The following is a 19,672-nucleotide window of genomic DNA, read 5'->3' as shown; positions in this document are numbered from 1 at the left end:
TTAAGCGTTGATGCCTGGCAATGATTGTAATGCAGCAACAACGCGTTCACATTCGTAGCGGTTGCCGATAGTAATGCGCAAACAGCCCGCAAGGCTCGGTTGCTTATTTTGGTCACGCAGAATAATGCCCTGATCCCACAGCGTTTTAAATACCGAAGGGGAGGCGGTAAAGCGCACTAGCAGATAGTTACTCTCGCTGGGGAAGACTTCTTCAATGCAGGGAATGTCTTTCAAGGCATCACTCAGCCAGCGGCGAGCGGACGTAATCTCCTCAACATTTGCCTTCATTTTGGCGACGCCTTCACGGCTCAGCGCCTGCGCCGCAATATCTGCCACTGGGGTGGACAGCGGATAAGGTGCAATGACTTTCAACAGAAGCTGAATCACTTCAGGGTTTGCCAGCGTAAAGCCACAGCGCAATCCGGCGAGCGAAAAGGCTTTGGACAAGGTACGCAGAATCACCAAATGCGGGAATTCGTCCAGCCAGACTGAGGTGGTCGCCTGCGGACAGAATTCGATGTAGGCCTCATCGATAACAACCAGCGCTTTCCCCTGTGCCAGCGTGAGCAACTGGCGTAAATCTTCCCGTGCAATCAGATTGCCGGTTGGGTTATTCGGGCTGCAAACGTAAACGACTTTGGTGCCGTCCAACTGTGCTTCAATCGCATCGAGATCCAACTGCCAGTCTGATTTACTGGCTACGGTGCGGCGTTCCACGCCGAACGTTTCGGCGCTGACGGCGTACATACCGTAGGTTGGTGGACAGAACAGGATGGCGTCTTTCCCCGGCTCGCAGAATGCGCGGATCAGTAATTCGATCCCTTCGTCGGCACCGCGGCTGACCAGAACCTGCTCTGGCTGTACACCGGCATACTCGGCGTAACGGTTGATCACCAGCACTGGCTGACATTCCGGGTAGCGGTTCAGCGTCTGCAACGTCAACTGATATTCCGGTGCTTCCGGGTATTCATTGGCGTTCAGCCAAACATCCCCGTTGCCGCCCAGACGACGGGCTGACTGGTAGGGGGTTAACGCACGGACGTTGGCGCGTGCCAGTTCTTCAATGCTGCTCATACTTGCTCCTTCAGTGCTGCAACACGCAGGGTAACGGCGTTTTTGTGGGCGGTCAGTTGTTCGGCCTGTGCCAATGTTTCGATCGTCGGTGCCAGTTGCAGTAACCCCTGCGGCGTGAGCTGCTGTACGGTCATGCGCTTCTGGAAATCGGCCAGACCCAGGCTTGAATAGGTTGAGGTATAGCCATAGGTCGGCAGAACGTGGTTGGTGCCGGAGGCGTAGTCGCCGGCGGATTCCGGTGACCAGTCGCCCAGAAATACGGAGCCAGCGCTGGTGATGCTATCAACCAGTGATTCGGCGTCGCGCGTCTGGATGATCAGGTGCTCCGGGCCATATTGGTTACTGATTTCAACGCACTGCGCCAAATCACGCGCGACGATGACGCGGCTGCTGGCAAGCGCCTGACGCGCGATGTCCGCCCGGGACAGTTGCGTGAGCTGTTCTTCAACGGCATCCGCCACAGCTTTGGCCATCGCCGCGTCTGGCGTGAGCAGGATGACCTGTGAATCTGGGCCGTGCTCTGCCTGCGACAGCAGGTCGGAAGCGACAAATGCTGGCGTCGCGTCGCTGTCGGCGATCACCAGAACCTCGGAGGGGCCGGCGGGCATATCAATGGCTGCGCCATCAAGCTGCTGGCTCACCTGACGCTTGGCTTCTGTGACATACGCGTTGCCGGGGCCAAAAATTTTGTCCACTTTAGGTACGCTCTCGGTGCCAAACGCCATCGCAGCAATCGCTTGCGCGCCGCCGAGCTGAAAGACTTCTTTAATACCGCACAGTTGAGCGGCATACAGAATTTCATCGGCAATCGGCGGCGGCGAACACAGCACGACGCGGCCGCAGCCGGCGATGCGTGAAGGTGTTCCCAGCATCAGCACGGTTGACGGCAACGGCGCTGAGCCGCCAGGAATATACAGGCCGACGGTCGCGATAGGGCGAGTGAGCTGCTGGCAACGCACGCCCGGCTGCGTTTCGATATCGACAATCGGCAGCTTTTGCGCGTTGTGGAATGTTTCGATATTACGTACGGCGATCGCCATCGCCTGTTTGACGTCATCACCCAGACGCGTTGCGGCCGCGGTGATCTCGGCATCGGTGACGCGAATGGCATTCACCTGAACTTTATCAAACTGGGCACTGTAGTCGCGCAGCGCGCTATCACCGCGGTTTTTTACGTTTGCCAGAATATCGCTGACGATGGCGGTAATACGGTCTGATGCGGAAATGGCCGGGCGAGTCAGTAACTGACGCTGCTCTTCTGCTGAACAGCGCTGCCAGTCGACGAGCGTGCTGAAACTGCCGGTGCCGTTGGTGTTATCAGCCATCGTCATCACTCCATCATTTTTTCAATAGGCAGAACCAGAATGGAGCTGGCACCCAACGATTTCAGTTTTTCCATGGTTTCCCAGAACAGCGTTTCGCTGCTGACCATGTGCATGGCAACGCGACTTTGGTCACCGGCCAGCGGCAGAATGGTTGGACGCTCGGCACCGGGCAGCAGGGAAATGACTTCTTCCAGACGTTCACTTGGCGCGTGCAGCATGATGTATTTTGATTCGCGCGCCTGAATTACGCCTTGCATACGGGTCAGCAGTTTATCGATCAACTGTTGTTTCTCAGCAGGCATCTCGCCGTCGCGTTGAATCAGGCAGGCTTTGGAGCGGTAAATCACTTCCACTTCGCGCAGGCCGTTAGCTTCCAGCGTGGCACCGGTCGAGACTAAGTCGCAGATGGCATCGGCCAGACCAGCACGTGGCGCCACTTCGACGGAACCGTTAAGCAGACAGGATTTGAAGCTGACAGATTGTCTGTCGAGATACTGTTTGAGCAGGTGAGGATAAGAGGTGGCGATACGTTTGTTTTGCAGGCATTCCGGGCCGGTATAGGGTTCGTCCAGCGGCATCGCCAACGACAGACGGCAACCGCCAAAGTCCAGACGGCGCAGGGTGAAGTAACGCGGATCTTCGCCCTGAGCGCGGCGGTTTAACAACTCTTCTTCCAGCACGTTTTCGCCGATGATGCCCAGATCGACTACACCATCCATCACCAAACCAGGGATATCGTCATCACGCACGCGCAGAATATCAATCGGCATATTTTCTGCGAACGCAATCAGACGCTGTTGCTGTAAGTTGATTTTGATCCCGCAGCGTGCCAGCAGTTCGCGTGAATCGTCGCTCAGGCGGCCTGACTTCTGCATTGCTATCCGTAAACGTGTTTTATCCAGCATGGAAACCTCATTAACCTGTCAAATTTAAATTTCTAGAAATAGAGTGAGCATAAAAAAACCCTCGGAAGATGATCTTCCGAGGGCTCTCTTTGTGTTCTGCGCCACTGGAAGATCTGAACGTCTTCCAGCACCAACTGCCCGAAAGACTAATCAGGATGATGGTGATGATGGTGGTTAAACAGAACGCGTGTCATAAGTTGTCTCTTTGTTGTACAAATATTGTTGTGTCAGTATTTATTAAATCAGTAACGATTTATCTGTCGAATAACCTAAACCATGTGCGGGCTGTTGTGCAACATTTTTTTAGCAGATGTGGGAAGTTCGTTTTGGTTGGGGAATACGCCAGCATAATTGCATGGGATATTGGTGATTTATAGGCAGAAAGACCGGTTGAAATTGGGCAGGCTCCGTAGCGATGCGCGTCAAAGCCGTTTACTCTGTAGGGATAGCGTAGGGTTAATTAAAGACGCCTTGCAGGGGAGAACGACTGATGAAAAAAGTAGCGATTGTTGGATTGGGCTGGCTGGGTATGCCGCTGGCTCTGGCGTTGAATGGGCACGGTTACCACGTAACGGGAACAAAAACCACGCTGGATGGCGTCGAAGCGGCACGTATGAGTGGGATTGAGTGCTATCAATTGGCTCTGACGCCAGAATTGGAATGCGACGCTGACGAGCTTAACGCGTTACTACAACAGGTTGATGTATTGATCGTGACGCTGCCCGCGAGTCGAACGGCGGAGGGGGGAGAAGGGTATGCGCAGGCGGTACAGCAGTTGGTGAATATGGCGCGTGTCTTTCATGTTCCACGCATCATCTTCGCCAGCTCGATCTCGGTTTATGGCGATGGCAGCGGCACGGTAAGAGAAAGCTCGCCGCTACAACCGACGACGATCGCTGGGAAGACATTGGCATCCCTTGAACAGTGGTTACAGCACTTGCCTGATACCTCCGTCGATATCTTGCGTTTATCTGGGTTAGTCGGTGGCGATCGCCACCCCGGACGCTTTCTTGCTGGTAAAACCAATCTGCCGCGCGGCAACCACGGTGTGAATCTGGTGCATCAGGAAGATGTGCTGGCGGCTATTCTATTGCTGCTTAAGCTACCGAACGGTGGACATATCTATAACCTGTGTGCGCCAGAACACCCGGCCAGACAGGATTTTTATCCCGAACAGGCACGCCGATTGCGTGTATCTCCACCACAGTTTGCCCCCGTAACCGAGAACGATAAGGGCCGGATTGTTGATGGGCAACGTATCTGCCATGAACTTGGGTTTGACTATCAGTATCCTGATCCTTCAACAATGCCGTTGAATGAAGGTTCGCGGCAATAACCGCAATGCGCATTGTGGTTATTGCCGTCGTGGCGGATGACGAAACCGCGCTGTTACGCACGCTGCTGGTATTGATGGCTCATAATCCTGACACCAATGTTGTTTCTCGCGGTGGAATGGGCGGGCTGGTGTTTGTGCAAGATTACGCGCAGAAGTTACTGGTTGTTCCGTTGGGTCGGCAGGCGCTGATAGCGATGGATAACGCGCTGATTGCCAGAAACCTTAGCCCGGGCGGCAGTGCTGATTTACTGGCGTTAACCTGGCTGCTGTATCACTATCCTGCCGAATAGCGCTGCGACGCCAATACACTGGGGCGGAAGAGGCTCTGAATGGGAATGTTTTACTCATCAGAGATGTACAAAAAAACGCCATTACTTGGTCGCTTCTGCTCACTTTTTTCTATTCTTCCGCTAAAGTTGTTGAGCAAACTGCCGATAACGTTTTCACGAATCTATATCGTACGATTTTAGACGCTCCGCATAATCGTTTTCAATATGCAGCCAGTACGGTGGCATCGTGATGGCGCACATGGGACTTGAAAGATAACGGAGAGGCGTGCATCAATATAAGCCATTGGCACATAATTCATGTAAAAATGGTAGGGATGAAAGCGGTGAATGAAAATTTGAAAGAGCAGTTTGTTAAGCGCAACAAACTGGCTATCTGTGCAACGCTACGCGAATTAAAGAAAAATGACACATCTCTGATGGTTCATCATTCTCACGGTCAGTTCATCAGTAAAATTCTTGACGTTGTCCCTGACAACAACGTGTTTGTCTTCGATTTAGGCGGCATTGAGCGTGAAAACAACCGCGCGCTGTATGCCGGTTCGCTGTCTTTTGTCGCAGAGCCTGCTGGCGCAAAAGTCGAATTTCATGCTGAAATCGCGAAAACGGTGACGTACGACGGGCTACCAGCCTTTAGCGCGCATATTCCTGAATTGCTTTATCTTATCCAACGCAGAACCTATTTCCGCATTAACACGCCGCTGTGGCCGCCGTTGACGTGCCGTGGAGAACTGCCGGATGAGAGTGTTTTCTTGTTTACGATTAAAGATCTCTCTCTGGGGGGCTTGAGCCTGTATACCGACCGTGACACGACGGGGCTGTTGACCGAAGGCGACATTATCAAGAGCGTGGAGATGGATCTTGCTGACCACGGTTTTTTCTGTGTCGATTTGCAGTTCGTCGGTCAGGCAATGGTGAAAATTGTCGATAGCAAAGGCGAAGTGAAACTCACGCAGCGTCTGAGTTTCAAGTTCCCTTCACTGAACGCGGCACAGGAGCGAGATCTTCAGCAGGTGATTTTTGAGCTGGAAAGATTACAAAACGAAAAGAAAAAGCGGTTCCAGGAGTTGTAATTTTTAAGCACAACGTTTTGTCTGGGCTTCACACATTTTTTTGTTTCACACCGTTTTTTCGCTTCACACATAGCAGCAACGTTTTTCATAATAAGTATTAACGTATTTCCCCTAAATATTTCAAGCTGTAGAACAAAACATGACTGTTTTACAGGCACAAAACTAATGTGCTGGTTGTTTGATGTATAACGGCGATAAATAAATTGTTTCCAACGTTCTCAGAGCCTTGTCAGAAGAGATCGTCTGGTGCAGAATACGCGCCTTGCAAATAACCGACGTCTAACAGCGTCGGTTATTTTTTTACATTTATGCTCGTCAACCTTCAGGTTACAGGGGTATTGGTGTGGTTTCTTGCCTTCTCTGTCGCCCAGGTTTGCTGGGTATAGGGTCTTCAACCAAAGAGGCCGGACAACGATCCGGATAGATAATTTTGTGTGTGCCTGTGAGCACAGTGAGGAAAGGAAAGATGGGGCAATCAGTAAGTTTCGCACCGGTGCCCGCCGGTTTGGGCTGCAAAGGTATTGGTTATGGCGCGACGCCGTCGCAAGTTATTTCTGGTGCTGTTACAGCTACCTCTTCTCATCGTGATTCAGGCGAGCCCTGTATCCATTCATTTGTTTCCGGTGCGTATGCGCCTGCCGTGATGAACGGAGGTGCGCGTCATGTCGCTTGATTCTCAGTTGCCTAATGCTGGTGCCAAACGTGCTCAACTAAAAAGAACGCTCACGCTGTGGCCTGTCGTAATGATGGGGCTGGCGTACATGCAGCCGATGACCATTTTTGATACCTTCGGTATCGTGTCTGGCCTGACCGATGGCCATGTGGCGACCGCCTATGCGTTTGCGCTGGTTGCTATTCTGTTCACGGCGCTGAGCTATGGTAAATTAGTAAAACGTTTCCCGTCTGCGGGATCGGCTTATACCTATGCGCAGAAAGCGATCAGCCCGCACGTCGGGTTTATGGTCGGCTGGTCATCACTGCTGGACTATCTGTTCATGCCGATGATCAACATTCTGTTGGCGAAAATCTATCTGGAAGCCATCTTCCCCGGCGTGCCGTCATGGATTTTTGTCGCGGCGCTGGTTGGGCTGATGACGCTGTTTAACCTGCGTGGCATTAATCTGGTTGCTAACCTGAACTCCATTATCGTGGTAGTACAGGTCGCTATCATGGCGGTGTTCCTGGGTCTGGTGATCCACGGTGTTTATCTGGGTGAAGGTGCGGGTACGCTGACCAGCACGCGTCCATTCTGGTCTGAGAACGCGCATGTGGTGCCGATGATTACCGGGGCAACCATTCTCTGCTTCTCGTTCCTGGGCTTTGACGGCATCAGTTCTCTGTCGGAAGAAACACAGGACGCTGGTCGGGTGATTCCAAAAGCCATCTTCCTGACGGCGCTGATCGGCGGCGTGATTTTTGTTGCCGTGGCGTACTTCCTGCAACTGTACTTCCCGGATATTTCCCGCTTTAAAGAGCCGGATGCCTCTCAGCCAGAAATCATGCTGTACGTCGCGGGTAAATTCTTCCAGTCCATTATTCTGGTGTTCTCCTGTGTTACCGTGCTGGCATCGGGGATGGCCGCTCACGCGGGTGTTTCTCGCCTGATGTATGTGATGGGGCGTGATGGTGTATTCCCTGAGCGTTTCTTCGGTTATATTCACCCGAAATGGCGTACGCCAGCGCTGAACGTCCTGCTGGTTGGCGTGATTGCACTGTCTGCGGTGTCGTTCGATCTGGTGACAGCAACGGCGCTGATCAACTTCGGTGCGCTGGTCGCGTTTACGTTTGTGAACCTGTCGGTCATTTCACAGTTCTACATTCGTGAACGCCGTAACCGCACAGTGAAAGACACCATTAACTTCCTCGTGCTGCCTGTGCTGGGCGCGTTGACGGTAGGGGCGCTGTGGGTGAATCTGGAAGCCAGCTCAATGACGCTGGGTCTGGTATGGGCAACGATTGGATTGCTCTATCTGGCATTTGTGACGCGCAGCTTCCGTCAGCCAGTACCGCAATGTAGTGAAGAGCCGGTTTAAATACACTGACGGCTTACGGCTTGCATAAGAGAAAGTGGAGCCAATATGCTCCGTTTCAGACTGCTGACAAACCTATTTTCTGAACGAGAACGGGAGTAACGGAATAGAAGAGTAAAGCGTTTGCGCCATGGACAAAAGCGTCAGGAACGCTTTTGAACGTCGCTTGCGACAGCCCTGAAAGGCTGAGGAATCCCCAGAAAACAAGACAGGCATAGAGTTTTATGATCTACTGATTTTCGCCAAAAAATTCAATGAGATCACCCTATGCCTGTCCGTAAAGTATGCCAGACTTTTTTCCGTCACGCTTTAGCTTCAACACATCAATATCGACAACATGCGCTTATTGATTCCACCGCTGCGTTGATAAGCGGTGCCACGCTTTCACTCACCTGCATCGGGCGTTATTTACCCGGCCCTGCTCGCGTGAAAGATAAAATAAAACGGGTTGACCGCCTTTTGGGAAACACTGCGCTTCATCACGATATCCCGAAAATATTTAATCAGATTACATCCATGATGACCAAAAACATGCCGTGGTGTGTTATTGCTGATTAGAAGTGAGATAAATAACACAGAGTCTGCGAGATAATTGTGGGACTGAGTGGGCTGAACTGGGAAGAGATTGGATGGTAATTGTAATTCTCTTACAGTATGTGAAAAAACAGGCCGGACGAAAAATTTAGTCATTCTTCTGTTCGACCTGTGAAATTTTACTCCCCTTGCTGTGGTTCGTCATCAAATTCACCATCATCAAACAGACGCCCCTGAAGCCTATCTGTTTCAGCTTTTCTGACGCGCTTGATTACGCTGTAAACCCACTGAAGAGAAACGCCGTATTTACGTGCTAGGTCATGATGATTGCGGCCATTGAAGTCGTTGAATATGTCGTGATCGCGCTGGGAGATACGCCATAGCGTTCCCATCGGAAAGTAGACGCTTTGTCCGCCCCAGACCTGCATCATGCGGTTTGCCACTGCCTCTCCGATTTGTTCAGCGATAGCAGTGTCGATCTCGACAACCTCCTTTATTGTGCTTGCAGTATGCTGCGCCAGTTCCACCAATAGCTCAGGCCCTTTGCTGCGGAAATTATTGCCGTTGTTCATTCTGGCTTCCTTACGCGGCGTTGCCACCGCTTCAGCTTCTCAATAATGACGCTGGCCTGTTCTGAGTTCAGCCATTGCAGGCTATCAACGCCAGTTTCACGCTTCACCCAACGCGCCAGCGCGGCTTCAGAACGGTCACGAATGATGCCTGCATCAGCCATTTCTAACCATAATGAGCGGATTTTTCGGGACTGGGGAGAATCATCCAATGGACGGGTGCTGCTAGCCTTTTTTGCCACTTTGATCTTAAACCCGCGTTTCTTCATGGCATTCAGGACATTATCTAACTGCGGGACTGTCATGTCCCGCGTAGATGACTTGCCTATAACGGTGATTAGCAACTGGCGATAGGTATCATCGTCCAGTTGTAGATCGCGTTTGGCTATATGGATCAACTTAATCAGTTGATTCTTTGTCATCGCTTTCCTCCCGCCAGACTTCGCCGCATAGCAATATGGCTTCAGGGCGGCGTTCATGGATAGCATCCAACACTAACTGGCACGACTCTTGGTTCAGATAGATGTCGTCTGAAACAGGCATGGCATCGCAGAAATCAGCGCTACAGGCTGATACCAGTAATATGAAGCCAATAATCACGCATCACCCCCGACATATTCCACCTCCAGCCTCTCAGCCAGTCGTTTTAATTTATTGTGCTTTGCCAGTTCGATTAACTTATCCATGCCATTCAGGCGGAACTGTTCGATCATGATCTCAACGTCGGCCATTTCCTCCGCTAAAGCGACCTCGTTACCGAGGCCGTTCAGGTTGCGTGATGCGGCAGCACCTAACTCTGCCGCTTCTTCGATAAGTTTTAACGTCTGAGCTTCAGGGCCAAAGTGCTTTAACGCCATGCGGTACAGCGTTGAGCGATTGTGTGCAATACCTTTAATCATGTGCTCTCCAAATAGTGGTTATGCTGAATTACGCGTGCAGGACTCCCCGGCGTTGACGCCGAAATAAAAGCAAATTTCATTTTTTTATATTTAAATCGCGGCGATATCTAACGGGATATTAACCAGTTTCCCTGAGTTGTCTTTTTTTCTGAAATTGATATATGTTTTCGATACAGCGACAAGTAATGACTCTGAAATAGCTTCCATTGCCTTTTTCCAGCGCTCGTCGTCAATTTTTACCCTGCGCAAAGACAAAATGCGGGTGGTACTGAGATTGCCTTCTTTATCAACCTGAAAGGCGTCAGAAATCAGCGCCAGCAGCTTTTCGTCAGCGCCTTGTGACCACTCCTTAACACACTCATCAATCATTTCTTTTGCAATGTGCAGCTCCGGCCCGAACGTCAGTGATTCCTGCACTTTGATGGTGATTTGCTTGTTGCCGTCAAAGCTGGAGAACGTCACGTTACCCTTCACACCGCCGCGCTGACGGCCATATTTTTCTGCAACTAAATCCATGAACGCATAGCACTCATCAAAAGAGCGCGTTTTAAAATCAGACAAATCGGCGCTTTTAATTTCTGCTGCATCAACTCGTTCATTTACAAAGGTATCCATTGCCAGATCGTAATCAGAGATCTGGCTAATTGGGACTAACCGACCTTTACGGTCAGTCATGTAGTCATCTTTATTAATTTCCACGTTTATTCCCTCTGCTACTAGTCTCGTTAATTTGTCGTGCTAATAACGTTATTTGCTCTGCGATATCCAAAAGGCGTTGAGATGCCCATCCATCAACATCATCCCATCGATCACTCATCTGAATTAATTCACGATACATGCGCGTTAACCGACGATGATGAAATGATGCCAACTGCCGCTTTGTTGCCATCGTTTCCCCTCAATGTAATGACTCAGACCAAATAATTCGGCATCCGTGCTGTTCAAATTCCCCTTGTCGAAACCGGCCATTGTTATTCACACCAGTCAGCACATAACGCGCCACACCGTTTTCAATCAATTTTGCACAGTGGCCATTTCTGGCAATGCGAATAATAGGTTGGCTACCCTTGAGCATGACACTGTGAACCGTCGCATTCATGGCTCGTAGCGCCGTCATGACGGCTTGCACATTGGATAATTGCTCATCAATATTCAAAACAGACGTCATATATCAGTCCCCCAGAATATAAGGTGCTCAGTGCAGATCCCTGTGATTACGCATCATTTGGCTGGTGAAGCTCATTCCTGCCGCATTGAGATGTTTCATCAGCCTGGTGTTGGCCGCATTAATCGCATTAGCCATCTCATCTTTAATCATCGTTGCCAGCAGTTGTGTCACGACGATGTCACCTGTTTCATTTTCAATTGAAACGTTAATGGACTGGCTGAGTACCTGATCCTCATTGACCAACCCAGCAGGCAGTTGTTGTACAGAAATAATGATTTTGGCCACTGCTAAACCCCCTTAACGACATCAGCATTAACCACTGGCACGCCGATCTCAGCGGCCAGATTCATTGCAGCAATCACTAAGTTGGAAACGGCCAGCGGGTATAGAAGGCTGACATTCTTCCGACTGCCGAGATTGCTGCTGAGACGGCCCCGGATAGCGTCAATCGCGCTGCTATCCATAATGTCGCTTAGCTTTTTGCCTGTGCGCTCAACTTTGAATGTCAGAAACGCTTCCAGGCTGTTATCAAGGGGCAGCAGTTCGACGATTTCACAGCGCTGGACGACTTCACGAACTTCCATATTGCGTTCGCTTAGCTTGACGGCTAGCTCTGGCTGACCGATCAGGACGATAGATAGCAACTTCTTAAACCCGCTTTCCAGCTCGTAAAATCGCTTCAAATGCTTCAGCGTGGGGATCGGCAGGCTATGCGCCTCTTCAATCACAAGAACGTGACTGTAGCCCGCATTGCTGCTGTCTTTTAGTACGCGGTGCAGTTGGCGATAACGTGCTTCTTGTGACCGCTTCACGCCTTCCAGCGGGGCGATGGTGTTGATGATCGCTTCGGCAATGGCGGCGGCTTTCAACGTCTTACCTTTAACGTCGTTGTCTTCCATCGCAATCACATACGGCTCAATCACGATAACGGGCGCGTTCTCGCGGTTGATACGTTCGATAAGGTCGCGGCGCAGCGTGGATTTACCCGCTCCAGACTCGCCGATAACCGCCATCAGGCCGCCATGTTTCGCGGTCTGATACAGTGATTCACGCACATAGCGGCTATCCGGCGTAGTAAAAACGTCTTCCGCGCCCTGCATGGCATCATCGGAAAAGGGGTCACGGAACAGTCCGAATGCCTTTTTTGTTGCTGGAAATAACACCTGTTTTTTGAGTAACATGTTTTCCTCCGTTGTGAGGTCTGTTGTATCTGCTGTGCGGGATGTGCCGTCCTGCACAGCATCAAAACTACGTTGTGTTTCAATGCCATTAGCCGACAGAAAGGCTGTCAGACGCTGGCGAATTTCCCCGGTGTTGGTGCGTGGCCACTGGTCGTGATTAACAATTTGTGCCAGCGTGGCCTCTGACACTGCGATATTTCTGGCGACAACGGCCTGCGAGAGCCGTGCCTGTTTTAACTGTTGTTTCAGTACCAGCATGTTCCCCCCTTAATTCCCGTTGACGATGTTGATGACATTGCCGGAAACCGGTGTTAGCAGCGCATCGACAGCGTCATCAAGTTGTTCTTCCGGCACGCCAGCGGGATAAAGTTCAACCAGTTGGCGAAAGTGTCCGGCTGTCCATGTCTGGTTACGGGCTGCAAACCGCTCACGCAGCGCCTTAGCCGCTTCAACATGCGTAAGGGGCCGCTGTTCGATACGCGGGCTGCGTACATCAGATTCCGTACCACGACGCGGCATAAATGCAGGTAACGTGGTGTCGTCAATGTGTTTGTATGGGTCAAGTTTGCCGCCGAACGGCAGCGCCTTCGCTTTACGTGCCGCCGCCGCATCCGTCGCGTTATCCGTTCCCGTCACCAGTTGTTCAATTTCTTTGGCAGCAGTTTGAGCTGGCGTATCTGCGTGCGATTTGTAGTTTTCGCCGATCACTGCGGCAGAGTCGGCAAAGCCAAATTCATTTTTGGTGACTTCATCGATCAGGAAGAAAGTGTCGTGGCCATCTTCACCTGTCAGTACCACTTGCGCGGCATCGGTGCGCCACGGATTGCGGGTGATCAGCAACTTCTCGCCGACCCTCACATCGGGTACGGTAGACACATCGTATTCAATGCCACGGAACGACACGCGCAGCTTCGGCTTGACCTTGCGCTCTTCTGGTGTTGCGACGGCCAGTTCGCGGCAAACCTCAATAGACGGCGCTTTCACCAACTGTTCAGCGTTGATTTTCAGCCAGATATCGGTGCGAGTCTGTCCGTGGCGGCTATGAACAGCGGTAGCATTGAAGTGAGAACGCCATTTCACAGCCAGCGCATTCAGCTCTTCCAGACTATGAACCGGTTGAAACTTCAGGCCCGGCTCCAGTTTGCGTTCGATGATGTCGCGGGCCTTCTCAACGCTGCCTGTTGAACGCGCCGCATGGGCTTTATGCGCCTTCAAATCGATACCCAATGCACGACACAGGTTTTTTGTCATGCTTGCGGTGTTGGCAGAACCGGGGTCGAGATACAGCAGCTTAGGCACGCCGTGCAGCACATCCGCGCCGCCGCGCTCTTGCAAGGCGTTGATGAGCACAGAGCACAGGTTTTCGCCAGATTCAGCGCCCATCACATACTCGACGTAGATCCAGCCGCTGGTGTGGTCAGTGATTTCATAGCTCCAGACGCGGTCACTGGCGATACGTGCCACATTTGCTGGTTTATTCTTGTAGAACCTCGCGCTGTCCATCACCTGCAAGCCCTTATGTCCGTTGCTCAGGTAATAGAGGGTGCAAAGTGAGGCGTCGATTTCCCATACATGGTTAGGGTGCAGACTGGCCAGCTCGGTCACGGGCGCAGGCTGGCTTAACTGATCGGGATGCAGGCCGTAATTGCGCAGAGCGCGGCTGATAGCGGTCTCTGACAGGGCATAAAACTCGCCCGTGGCTTCATCAATGCGCCCAGCAGCGATCATGTCGTTTGCCCGCAAGGTCTCTACGGCGTCAGCGATGGAGTACAAGCGTTTGCCGTTTTTACGGGTTGCTTCCATCAATGTGGCGGAAATCATGGCAGCTTCATCCCGCGTCAAGGCGCTTTGTCCAGCATCGGCACGCTTTTTGCGTTTGTCAGTCACGGCAACCTCCTTTAACTTGCGTAGCAACGTGGCGCGAGATAGCCCCAGCTCAATACAGGCGGCGTCATAGATGGCACCGCGTTCGCCATGCCCGGCCTGCCGTGCGACACGCGCGATAGCTACTAATCGTTCTGTCAGGGCGGCACTCATGGCGTCCCCTTATGCGTCTGTACGCGGAATCACAGGTTCCGGCGCATCTAGCCACGTTGGACGTTCGCTACCTGTAGGTGCTGCCTCAAGGTCAAAAACTGCGCGGATATGGTGTAACGCACGCTCTATCTGGCACACCAAACCCGCCATAAAATCATACGGTGGCTCTACATCGTTATCGGATGTGAAGGTGGTCAAGGTTGAAAATGCTGTGTGAAGACGAACGGTGATGGCAGCTTCCGCTTCAAAGGCAATGGCGCTGACTTCTTTACGTAGCTTCTCCGCTTCCTGATCGGGCGGCGGTGGCTGAATGCGGGATTTCTTATCCAGTTTGGTGGTCAGGTCATCTATCTTCTGGTTTTTGTCGGTCAGAACGCGTTGCTGGGCGGTATTGGTCTCGCGGGCTTCGCGCAGTGCGGCTTTCAGTTCGCGGCTGGTCATGCGATCAATGTCATCCAGCGTCATACCTGCAACTGTACCGCCATCGGCTAACTCAGAGAGGACATCATCATCCTCGGTCATTAATTCAAATAACTTGGTCTTTCCCAAAAGCGCCAGCGCTGGCGCTTTTGAACTTAACTGTGGAGACATATATTTAATTGATGCTTGCATTAGGCGCTGAGCTGTTCGCTCAGGAATACCTAACTCGTCCCGAACAATAGATTCAAATTCTCCATGTGGTTCACAATCCTTGAGAATAGCCAGACGTTTCCCTGCTTCAAGCATCGCCTCTGCACTTTGTGTCATATAAAACCGTGCTTCATGAACAATACGGGAACGTTCATATGGCAAACCATCGCCAAACTGATCCATGACTTGCATCCGGTGTTCCGTCAGAGCATTGAGTTTCACATTCAGATCGCCCGCTAACGGAGCATCTTCTACTAATTCAACCGTTTGTGACTTGGTGCGTGCCATTTCTTATCCTTAGCGACTGCCAGCCAGCAGGCGTTGGTTCATTTCGTTAATACGGTCTTGCGCCCGTGAAATTTCGTTTGCATGTGCCTGGGCGATTTGTAGCGCCTGCATCGAGAGGGCGAACCTGCCGTTATCCAGTTTTTGCGCCAGTCCTTCCTCAATAAGGGTGTTCAAGGCACGGTTAACGTTGGCCGGAGAATCGTCCAGCGCCGCCGCCAGTTCACCGTTTGATACCCCGTTCAGGGTATGGCCGCGTAGCGCTTTGAGAACGCGCAAGATCCGAGCGCCTGCGCTGGAAACATTTGCCTTAGTCATGTCATTCCCCTTTTTGCGATATGTGATAATCTGTTACGCAGGATGATAGATATCAGGCGGCACGGGCCGTGGTTTTAAGGCCGAGTTTGACGGCGATTTCATGTGCCTGGCCGTACTTGGCTTTTGTTATGCCGCTCAGTACGCGATAGACCGCTTCACGAGAGTAGCCATTCTCTCGTGCCCATTGGGTGATGGTGATACCGCGTTGCTGCAAGCGGTTTTTAACTTGTTCGGGTGTCATGCTATGGCCTCCGGTTATGCAATGATGTTTGTAGAATACGTGGTAGATTATGGTATAAAAATTTATACCAGTCAATAGAGATTAGTATGCAAAATTATATCGGCGAGCGCCTAAGAGAAGAACGTGAACGGTTAGGATTGAGCCAGCCCGCTATGGGAGAGATCGGCGGAGTGAAAAAACTTACCCAGCTAAACTATGAAAAAGGTGAGCGTTTTCCTGATGCTTCTTATTTGGCTGCGCTAGCAAAATTTGGCTTAGATGTTCAGTATGTTGTCACAGGGGTAAGAGCAAGTGCGGCTTTACCCAATGATGAACTGGAATTGATTAATCACTATCGATCTGCACCATTAGCGGTCAAGTCTGCTGTACTCGCAGCTTTAACAGTTGGTTCTGTTCCGCAAGGTGCTGCTCCTCAGATATTCAATGGCGATATTAGTGGTCAATTTGCCGGTAATCAGATTGTTAATAATGGCGCGGTCAGTAATAAAAAAAATAAATAGAACGAGTAACACACAGTAATAAAGGAGATAGGATGCGGCAGGAATTTAATGGAACTGCACAGGGACAGTTCTCATCCAGAGACATTATCAATATACATCCCCCTTCAGGTGAAAACCCGACAGATGATGAGTCGCTACTTCCAGCTCAGCGTCATCGCCTGCACCAATTGCTAGATGACCTTGTTACTGCCAGCGGCGAGCCTAAGAAAGATCTGTGGCGAGCCGTTCATGCCCATATTGATGTTCACAGTATCAATGGCATTACAACCAAGAAATATCATAAAGCTGAGACGTATCTGCGACATAGACTGGCAGAGGCTAAGCTGGCAAAAGAGTGCCGCCGATTAGTCAGCGAAATATTGCGATTAACCGTGGATACCGCAACAGAACGCGATAGATTTTGTTTGAAAAAATTTGGTACGAAAACGCTCAACGATTTATCCCGTGAACAACTTCAAGTAGCGTTTGACCATTTTGATCGAGATGAATTGCGGCAACACCAGCCAAACCCCATACAGCCTAAAGCAGTGGATTGGCAAGAACTCATAAAAACTCACCCTAAAGTATTTGTCGGTGTTTTCTTTTTAGGATTTTTTACATCTTTTTTATTTAGATAAGGATATTACATGAAGGAATTTTTGATTATTGCTGGTTCTATTGTCATTTGGATCTTAGTCGCTAAATACCTTTCGCGTACTTTCATTAAGAAAGGTAATAAACCGTGGTTAAGTAAATTCAGCGGTGTTTGTGTTGGTGCTGTTGCTGCTTTAGCTTTTCTTCTAGCGTTTGTTCCAACACCAGAAAAAGAAGCGCCGGTGCAAGATGTATCTGCTGAGATCAAAAACACGCAAAAACCACATGACGGATGCCTTGAAACATACAAAGCTGATGGTTCTTCAGAATGGAACTGTGAAAATAAAAGGACACCAGCACCAGCACCAGCACCAGCACCAGCACCAGCACCAGCACCAGCACCAGCACCAGCACCAGCACCAGCACCAGCACCACAGGATAAAGCTGAGACAAAAAAACAAGTAGAAAAATATTTTGATATAACACCGCAGGAATTTGCAAAGCGGATAAATGCAAACTTAACAAAAAACGACGTACCATTTCGTCTAAAGATAAAAATTCAATCGGGTGAAGTTAATAATACATTTAATCACTCGTTTAATGAGCGTATTGGTCTGGTTGGTTCTGTAGATAAAAAAACAGGGCTATTAGCCGGAATAACGATTATTACTAGCGGGGATGGTACAACTGAATCTGGCTTGAACGTTATGGCTGTTGTAATTTCTGCGTATTCTGCCGTTCTTGGCGAAAACACAATGGGCACCGGCGAGCCTGCAAAAATTATGATGAAGTTGGTAGAACACTATCAGAACGAACCAGAGACTTCTCAGGAGGTTATTCTTAACGGAGTTAAGTTTGGATTTGTTCCAAGCCAGCAGATTGGTAACTGGTTCTTGGCACAACCGCTATAGACAACAAACCACCCTATAATCAGGGCCAGATTCGTGTGAATATGGCCCTGATCGAACGCCAGAATTAATCTTTGACCATATACCAGCCTTCGTAATAAGTTCCTTTAGTTCCTGTCTCTTTCTTTTCGCAGGCGAAATTTTTCCCGTTTGATAAATAACCCGTCACAATATCCGGCTTGTCCCTAATCACCTTCAAGGATGATGATCCTGAATGGGCCTTTATAGAAGATAAGCATTCTTGCATAGTTCTAAACTCTGCCTTCATAACACTATCGGCCAAACAGGAGCCTGCGGCTGTGAGTGTAAACGCAAACAATAACACCCTTGATATAATTGACTTTTTCATGGTTTTTCTCGTTACGATAAAATGTGCCATGTATAATAACCGACAGTAATATCCTATTGAATGATAGAATTTCAGAAAATTGTCGATTCGGTCAAAAATTACAAATAACCAGCTCCCGCCGTAGGGCTGGTTTCCCAGACAGGCTGTAGTTGATCCCCACACTCTGTAGATTCAGTCCCTCAAACGTCTGTCGCATTTCTGGTATATCGTTCACCGAGATAATCATCTTCCCTTTGATCTCCCGCGCCAGTTGCGCCATCTGAACGTAGTTTTCCAACCCAAACTCAACGCCATAGCCTTCTGTTCCCCAGTATGGCGGGTCGCAGTAGAACAACGTGTGTGGACGATCATAGCGCTGGATACACTCTGCCCAGTCAAGGTGTTCAATCACCGTTCGGGATAGCCGCAGGTGTGCCATTGACAGTTCTTCCTCAATGCGTAGCAGGTTAAAACGTGGTGGAGCAGTCGTTGCGGTGCCAAACGTGCGCTCTTCCACTTTGCCGCCGAACGCCTGTTTTTGCAGGTAGTAAAACCGAGCTGCACGCTGAATATCCGTCAGCGTCTCTTCTGGTACAGCCTGCAACCATTTGTATATCTGACGGCTGACCAGCGCCCACTTGAACTGCCGTACAAACTCTTCCAAATGATGTTTAACTACCCGGTAGAGGTTCACCAACTCGCCGTTGATATCGTTGATCACCTCGGCCTTGCTAGGGTGCTTCAGAAAATACAACGCTGCCGCGCCGCAGAACGGCTCGACATAGCAGGTATGAACAGGAAACAGTGGCAGGATGTGTTTGGCCAGACGGCGTTTTCCACCAATCCACGGAACGATGGGCAAAGATTGCTCTTTCATTATCTGTAAGCCTTTTTCACAGGGTGAAAATACGGTAGGCTTTTCCGGTTCTCGAGAACGGGAGAGCCTCGGTTGACTCACAGGTCGCATCTGTGTGTTGACGGCTTGTCCGGTGTTCCACCACCAGACAGGCCGCTCTTTTCCCTGCCATACTGGTGTTCCCCCTTGTTTTGCCACTATTAACGCCGTTTAAAATCCCCGCGCGACGCGATGCGTCATGCTGTCTCCACTTACATAAGGAGACAGCAATGAAACTCAACCTCTTTCGACTCACTCGCCTGAAGCGCCTTTTAGGCTGGCAACTGACTGCCGTGTTGCTGCTGGCTGTGATCGCGTTGGTATCACCGCAGCAACTCCCCGTCGTCATTTACAAAATCTCACTAATCACACTCGCTGCGGTTCTCGGCTACTGGCTTGACCGTTCATTGTTCCCCAAAGCGCTGTTGGGCCAGTATCTGGTACATGACTCGGAACTGATGAAGCACGGCGAATACCCGGTCAAAAATGGCTACCAGCGGGTATTTGCTGCGGCATTGATCCGTCGCGCCATTATCGTGGCGGCGGTCTGTCTGGCCGTGGCGATGGGGCTATAGC

At 50.5% G+C, this 19,672-nt stretch carries 26 protein-coding genes, 2 pseudogenes and 1 other annotated feature; of the genes and pseudogenes, 10 read left to right on the top strand and 18 right to left on the bottom strand.

The features are described from left to right. The 4 genes from hisC to hisL all read right to left on the bottom strand — a co-directional run bounded on the left by hisC (position 1) and on the right by hisL (position 3,498). The gene (hisC, locus tag O1Q74_RS11715) at positions 1 to 1,074 is read right to left on the bottom strand and encodes a histidinol-phosphate transaminase (RefSeq protein ID WP_271873321.1); all 1,074 of its coding nucleotides are present in this window, start codon (positions 1,072 to 1,074) and stop codon (positions 1 to 3) included. After that, positions 1,071 to 2,399, bottom strand: coding sequence for a histidinol dehydrogenase (gene hisD / locus O1Q74_RS11710; RefSeq protein WP_271873319.1), 1,329 nt, complete (start codon positions 2,397 to 2,399; stop codon positions 1,071 to 1,073). Before hisD ends, hisC begins: the two co-directional genes overlap by 4 nt. A gap of 5 nt (positions 2,400 to 2,404) precedes the next feature. Further along, a complete protein-coding gene (gene hisG, locus O1Q74_RS11705; protein ID WP_271873318.1) occupies positions 2,405 to 3,304 on the bottom strand; it encodes an ATP phosphoribosyltransferase in 900 nt (299 codons plus the stop codon). A 49-nt stretch (positions 3,305 to 3,353) separates the two neighbouring features. Next, positions 3,354 to 3,475: a sequence feature (His leader region), on the bottom strand. Further along, complete coding sequence (hisL, locus tag O1Q74_RS11700; RefSeq protein WP_106389040.1) at positions 3,451 to 3,498, bottom strand: his operon leader peptide; 48 nt, start codon at positions 3,496 to 3,498, stop codon at positions 3,451 to 3,453. Its footprint overlaps the feature before it by 25 nt. Before the next feature lie 296 nt (positions 3,499 to 3,794). Between hisL and O1Q74_RS11695 the strand changes: the two genes are divergently transcribed. The 6 genes and pseudogenes from O1Q74_RS11695 to O1Q74_RS11675 all read left to right on the top strand — a co-directional run. Then, positions 3,795 to 4,640, top strand: a complete 846-nt coding sequence (locus O1Q74_RS11695) for an SDR family oxidoreductase (RefSeq protein WP_271873316.1) — start codon at positions 3,795 to 3,797, stop codon at positions 4,638 to 4,640. 20 nt (positions 4,641 to 4,660) lie between these two features. Then, positions 4,661 to 4,930, top strand: a pseudogene (locus tag O1Q74_RS11690) (triphosphoribosyl-dephospho-CoA synthase); the annotation flags it as partial. 314 nt (positions 4,931 to 5,244) lie between these two features. Next, positions 5,245 to 6,000, top strand: coding sequence for a flagellar brake protein (locus O1Q74_RS11685; RefSeq protein WP_271878889.1), 756 nt, complete (start codon positions 5,245 to 5,247; stop codon positions 5,998 to 6,000). A gap of 466 nt (positions 6,001 to 6,466) precedes the next feature. After that, a complete protein-coding gene (locus O1Q74_RS20280; protein WP_334311363.1) occupies positions 6,467 to 6,673 on the top strand; it encodes a hypothetical protein in 207 nt (68 codons plus the stop codon). Further along, positions 6,663 to 8,033 (top strand): APC family permease, encoded by a 1,371-nt coding sequence (locus O1Q74_RS11680; RefSeq protein ID WP_271873314.1) that lies wholly within the window; start codon positions 6,663 to 6,665, stop codon positions 8,031 to 8,033. Before O1Q74_RS20280 ends, O1Q74_RS11680 begins: the two co-directional genes overlap by 11 nt. Before the next feature lie 264 nt (positions 8,034 to 8,297). Continuing rightward, a pseudogene (locus O1Q74_RS11675) lies at positions 8,298 to 8,582 on the top strand (IS4 family transposase); the annotation flags it as partial. A 161-nt stretch (positions 8,583 to 8,743) separates the two neighbouring features. Here O1Q74_RS11675 and O1Q74_RS11670 read toward each other — a convergent pair. From O1Q74_RS11670 to O1Q74_RS11615, 12 genes are all read right to left on the bottom strand, one after another. Next, positions 8,744 to 9,136, bottom strand: a complete 393-nt coding sequence (locus O1Q74_RS11670; protein WP_129705245.1) for a Mor transcription activator family protein — start codon at positions 9,134 to 9,136, stop codon at positions 8,744 to 8,746. Continuing rightward, the gene (locus O1Q74_RS11665) at positions 9,133 to 9,555 is read right to left on the bottom strand and encodes a gp16 family protein (RefSeq protein ID WP_271873311.1); all 423 of its coding nucleotides are present in this window, start codon (positions 9,553 to 9,555) and stop codon (positions 9,133 to 9,135) included. The genes O1Q74_RS11670 and O1Q74_RS11665 overlap by 4 nt, the downstream gene beginning before the upstream one ends. Continuing rightward, positions 9,533 to 9,733: a hypothetical protein gene (locus O1Q74_RS11660; RefSeq protein WP_271873309.1), complete on the bottom strand. Its 201-nt coding sequence runs from the start codon at positions 9,731 to 9,733 to the stop codon at positions 9,533 to 9,535. Before O1Q74_RS11660 ends, O1Q74_RS11665 begins: the two co-directional genes overlap by 23 nt. Continuing rightward, positions 9,730 to 10,032 carry a hypothetical protein gene (locus O1Q74_RS11655; RefSeq protein WP_271873307.1) on the bottom strand — a complete coding sequence of 101 codons (303 nt, stop codon included), beginning with the start codon at positions 10,030 to 10,032 and terminating at the stop codon, positions 9,730 to 9,732. Before O1Q74_RS11655 ends, O1Q74_RS11660 begins: the two co-directional genes overlap by 4 nt. 90 nt (positions 10,033 to 10,122) lie before the next feature. Beyond that, positions 10,123 to 10,707 carry a DUF3164 family protein gene (locus O1Q74_RS11650; RefSeq protein WP_334311410.1) on the bottom strand — a complete coding sequence of 195 codons (585 nt, stop codon included), beginning with the start codon at positions 10,705 to 10,707 and terminating at the stop codon, positions 10,123 to 10,125. Between the two features lie 223 nt (positions 10,708 to 10,930). Beyond that, positions 10,931 to 11,200 (bottom strand): hypothetical protein, encoded by a 270-nt coding sequence (locus O1Q74_RS11645; protein ID WP_225087460.1) that lies wholly within the window; start codon positions 11,198 to 11,200, stop codon positions 10,931 to 10,933. Positions 11,201 to 11,227: 27 nt separating this feature from the next. Then, entirely contained in the window at positions 11,228 to 11,485 is a 258-nt protein-coding gene (locus O1Q74_RS11640; protein WP_271873302.1) for a hypothetical protein, read from the bottom strand. 2 nt (positions 11,486 to 11,487) lie between these two features. Continuing rightward, complete coding sequence (locus O1Q74_RS11635; RefSeq protein ID WP_271873300.1) at positions 11,488 to 12,639, bottom strand: ExeA family protein; 1,152 nt, start codon at positions 12,637 to 12,639, stop codon at positions 11,488 to 11,490. Positions 12,640 to 12,648: 9 nt separating this feature from the next. Next, a complete protein-coding gene (locus tag O1Q74_RS11630; protein WP_271873298.1) occupies positions 12,649 to 14,418 on the bottom strand; it encodes a DDE-type integrase/transposase/recombinase in 1,770 nt (589 codons plus the stop codon). 9 nt (positions 14,419 to 14,427) lie between these two features. Then, on the bottom strand, positions 14,428 to 15,336 hold the full coding sequence (locus O1Q74_RS11625) for a DUF3102 domain-containing protein (RefSeq protein WP_271873296.1): 909 nt from the start codon (positions 15,334 to 15,336) through the stop codon (positions 14,428 to 14,430). A gap of 9 nt (positions 15,337 to 15,345) precedes the next feature. Then, positions 15,346 to 15,651, bottom strand: coding sequence for a helix-turn-helix domain-containing protein (locus O1Q74_RS11620; RefSeq protein ID WP_011095206.1), 306 nt, complete (start codon positions 15,649 to 15,651; stop codon positions 15,346 to 15,348). 52 nt (positions 15,652 to 15,703) lie between these two features. Continuing rightward, positions 15,704 to 15,892, bottom strand: coding sequence for a DNA-binding protein (locus tag O1Q74_RS11615; protein WP_080163237.1), 189 nt, complete (start codon positions 15,890 to 15,892; stop codon positions 15,704 to 15,706). An 86-nt stretch (positions 15,893 to 15,978) separates the two neighbouring features. Between O1Q74_RS11615 and O1Q74_RS11610 the strand changes: the two genes are divergently transcribed. Genes O1Q74_RS11610 through O1Q74_RS11600 form a run of 3 tightly spaced genes read left to right on the top strand, consistent with a single transcriptional unit; the run spans position 15,979 to position 17,876 of the window. After that, on the top strand, positions 15,979 to 16,392 hold the full coding sequence (locus O1Q74_RS11610) for an XRE family transcriptional regulator (protein WP_271873290.1): 414 nt from the start codon (positions 15,979 to 15,981) through the stop codon (positions 16,390 to 16,392). A gap of 32 nt (positions 16,393 to 16,424) precedes the next feature. Next, positions 16,425 to 17,009: a hypothetical protein gene (locus O1Q74_RS11605; RefSeq protein WP_271873288.1), complete on the top strand. Its 585-nt coding sequence runs from the start codon at positions 16,425 to 16,427 to the stop codon at positions 17,007 to 17,009. Between the two features lie 9 nt (positions 17,010 to 17,018). Beyond that, entirely contained in the window at positions 17,019 to 17,876 is an 858-nt protein-coding gene (locus O1Q74_RS11600; RefSeq protein ID WP_271873286.1) for a hypothetical protein, read from the top strand. A 64-nt stretch (positions 17,877 to 17,940) separates the two neighbouring features. On the opposite strand, the gene O1Q74_RS11595 is transcribed toward O1Q74_RS11600, so the two are convergent. Then, positions 17,941 to 18,222, bottom strand: coding sequence for a hypothetical protein (locus tag O1Q74_RS11595; protein ID WP_271873284.1), 282 nt, complete (start codon positions 18,220 to 18,222; stop codon positions 17,941 to 17,943). A 91-nt stretch (positions 18,223 to 18,313) separates the two neighbouring features. Continuing rightward, complete coding sequence (locus O1Q74_RS11590; RefSeq protein WP_271873282.1) at positions 18,314 to 19,078, bottom strand: DNA adenine methylase; 765 nt, start codon at positions 19,076 to 19,078, stop codon at positions 18,314 to 18,316. A gap of 248 nt (positions 19,079 to 19,326) precedes the next feature. Here O1Q74_RS11590 and O1Q74_RS11585 point away from each other — a divergent pair, with 248 nt between their 5' ends. Next, positions 19,327 to 19,671 (top strand): putative holin, encoded by a 345-nt coding sequence (locus O1Q74_RS11585; protein ID WP_271873280.1) that lies wholly within the window; start codon positions 19,327 to 19,329, stop codon positions 19,669 to 19,671. Position 19,672 lies beyond the last annotated feature (1 nt).

It is taken from the genome of Pectobacterium sp. A5351, assembly GCF_028335745.1.
Classification (GTDB): Bacteria; Pseudomonadota; Gammaproteobacteria; order Enterobacterales; family Enterobacteriaceae; genus Pectobacterium.
Note: the sequence above shows the minus strand (reverse complement) of the source record. Positions and strands in the feature narration are given on the sequence as shown.

Bases quoted from the DNA above. Each gene is read 5' to 3' on its own strand.
- O1Q74_RS11655 (WP_271873307.1), bottom strand. From the start codon at position 10,032: ATGATTAAAGGTATTGCACACAATCGCTCAACGCTGTACCGCATGGCG.
- O1Q74_RS11605 (WP_271873288.1), top strand. From the start codon at position 16,425: ATGCGGCAGGAATTTAATGGAACTGCACAGGGACAGTTCTCATCCAGA.
- O1Q74_RS11620 (WP_011095206.1), bottom strand. From the start codon at position 15,651: ATGACTAAGGCAAATGTTTCCAGCGCAGGCGCTCGGATCTTGCGCGTT.
- hisG (WP_271873318.1), bottom strand. From the start codon at position 3,304: ATGCTGGATAAAACACGTTTACGGATAGCAATGCAGAAGTCAGGCCGC.
- hisD (WP_271873319.1), bottom strand. From the start codon at position 2,399: ATGGCTGATAACACCAACGGCACCGGCAGTTTCAGCACGCTCGTCGAC.
- O1Q74_RS11645 (WP_225087460.1), bottom strand. From the start codon at position 11,200: ATGACGTCTGTTTTGAATATTGATGAGCAATTATCCAATGTGCAAGCC.
- O1Q74_RS11635 (WP_271873300.1), bottom strand. From the start codon at position 12,639: ATGCTGGTACTGAAACAACAGTTAAAACAGGCACGGCTCTCGCAGGCC.
- O1Q74_RS11585 (WP_271873280.1), top strand. From the start codon at position 19,327: ATGAAACTCAACCTCTTTCGACTCACTCGCCTGAAGCGCCTTTTAGGC.
- O1Q74_RS20280 (WP_334311363.1), top strand. From the start codon at position 6,467: ATGGGGCAATCAGTAAGTTTCGCACCGGTGCCCGCCGGTTTGGGCTGC.
- O1Q74_RS11625 (WP_271873296.1), bottom strand. From the start codon at position 15,336: ATGGCACGCACCAAGTCACAAACGGTTGAATTAGTAGAAGATGCTCCG.
- O1Q74_RS11610 (WP_271873290.1), top strand. From the start codon at position 15,979: ATGCAAAATTATATCGGCGAGCGCCTAAGAGAAGAACGTGAACGGTTA.
- O1Q74_RS11600 (WP_271873286.1), top strand. From the start codon at position 17,019: ATGAAGGAATTTTTGATTATTGCTGGTTCTATTGTCATTTGGATCTTA.
- O1Q74_RS11665 (WP_271873311.1), bottom strand. From the start codon at position 9,555: ATGACAAAGAATCAACTGATTAAGTTGATCCATATAGCCAAACGCGAT.
- O1Q74_RS11590 (WP_271873282.1), bottom strand. From the start codon at position 19,078: ATGAAAGAGCAATCTTTGCCCATCGTTCCGTGGATTGGTGGAAAACGC.
- O1Q74_RS11650 (WP_334311410.1), bottom strand. From the start codon at position 10,707: ATGACTGACCGTAAAGGTCGGTTAGTCCCAATTAGCCAGATCTCTGAT.
- O1Q74_RS11630 (WP_271873298.1), bottom strand. From the start codon at position 14,418: ATGAGTGCCGCCCTGACAGAACGATTAGTAGCTATCGCGCGTGTCGCA.
- O1Q74_RS11670 (WP_129705245.1), bottom strand. From the start codon at position 9,136: ATGAACAACGGCAATAATTTCCGCAGCAAAGGGCCTGAGCTATTGGTG.
- O1Q74_RS11695 (WP_271873316.1), top strand. From the start codon at position 3,795: ATGAAAAAAGTAGCGATTGTTGGATTGGGCTGGCTGGGTATGCCGCTG.
- O1Q74_RS11680 (WP_271873314.1), top strand. From the start codon at position 6,663: ATGTCGCTTGATTCTCAGTTGCCTAATGCTGGTGCCAAACGTGCTCAA.
- O1Q74_RS11595 (WP_271873284.1), bottom strand. From the start codon at position 18,222: ATGAAAAAGTCAATTATATCAAGGGTGTTATTGTTTGCGTTTACACTC.
- hisC (WP_271873321.1), bottom strand. From the start codon at position 1,074: ATGAGCAGCATTGAAGAACTGGCACGCGCCAACGTCCGTGCGTTAACC.
- O1Q74_RS11615 (WP_080163237.1), bottom strand. From the start codon at position 15,892: ATGACACCCGAACAAGTTAAAAACCGCTTGCAGCAACGCGGTATCACC.
- O1Q74_RS11685 (WP_271878889.1), top strand. From the start codon at position 5,245: ATGAAAGCGGTGAATGAAAATTTGAAAGAGCAGTTTGTTAAGCGCAAC.